The organism is Bacillus sp. P4_D3 (genome assembly GCF_056401855.1).
The window spans coordinates 1-1069 of record NZ_JBFUIN010000921.1 but is presented as its reverse complement, the minus strand read 5'-3'; the positions used below and the strand labels follow the sequence as shown (position 1 = coordinate 1069).

2 protein-coding genes are annotated in these 1069 nt (G+C 35.4%); both read right to left on the bottom strand.

Annotation, left to right across the window (positions count from 1 at the left end):
• On the bottom strand, window positions 1-361 hold a 361-nt coding region (locus AC1DTM_RS28020), incomplete at its 3' end, for an ABC transporter permease (RefSeq protein WP_477001429.1).
• Window positions 354-1064, bottom strand: coding sequence for an ABC transporter ATP-binding protein (locus AC1DTM_RS28015; RefSeq protein WP_016104728.1), 711 nt, complete (start codon window positions 1062-1064; stop codon window positions 354-356). The genes AC1DTM_RS28015 and AC1DTM_RS28020, both read right to left, overlap by 8 nt.
• Between the last annotated feature and the right edge of the window lie 5 nt (window positions 1065-1069).

The window sequence follows — 1069 nt, the reverse complement described above, 5'->3', positions numbered from 1 at the left end:
TGAATACTACAATTGCGTTCGTTATTGCAATCCGAATTAACGTATATATCATGCCAATCTTCATTAACCTTCGCATATGATTTGGGTACGAAATTAAAAATAAGCTATCTGCCTGTTCAAAGAATGAGCGAACTCCTCTTGAAAATGTAACAAAGTAAAATGCAAGTAAACCTAATCCGAAATAAACGGTCTCTTCCATTGATAGTTCTTTTACCCATAATGAACGATAATACATTCCAATAAATATAAGTGCGGGAATAATAATATATAATGCTACTGTCCAATCTGTTACAGAACGAATCGCTTTCCATTTTCTTTGCAATTCATGACGTAACCTTTTATTAAACGGTTGTTTAATCATTTTGTTCCCGCCTTACAATTGCATCGAAACAATCTAACAGTGTACTTCCTGGCATTTCTGCTAACGATTGGATCGCCTCTAAATGTCCATCTGCTACTAACGTACCTTGCGAAATGAGTAAAAATCTTTCACAAATTCTTTCAGCTGTATCCAGTACGTGCGTACAAAGTAAAATTCCGGCTCCTCGCTCTTTTTCTTTATATAAGTAATTCAAAAATTCTTTCGTAGCTACTGGATCTAAACCGATAAAAGGCTCATCAATAATATAAAAATCTGGCTCTGTTAAAAATGCTAATATTAGCATCGATTTTTGTTTCATACCTTTTGAAAACTTTGATATGTATTCGTGTATATGTTTTTCCATTCGAAACGTATGTAATAATTCCCTTGCTTTGCCCTCCCAATTTCCCTCTTCATTTCCACAGGCAGCCATTAACAATTCAATATGCTCCCATAAAGTTAAATAATCATAATAAGTGGGATGCTCCGGTACATATGCATATGGATTTTTCTTTTCACCAAACGAGATTTCACCATCCGTATTGACAAGCAAACCGAGTATCGATTTAATTGTCGTACTCTTTCCTGCGCCATTCGCACCAATAAGAGCAACTAACTCGCCTTTTTCAATTGCAAATGCAATATCATGAACTGTCTTTTCACCAATTTCATATCCGGCTGAGCGGATATTCACCTCTAGCATAATAC

What these genes read in the sequence shown, in the direction of transcription:
- AC1DTM_RS28015 (WP_016104728.1), bottom strand. Translation starts at nt 1,064, where the DNA reads ATGCTAGAGGTGAATATCCGCTCAGCCGGATATGAAATTGGTGAAAAG.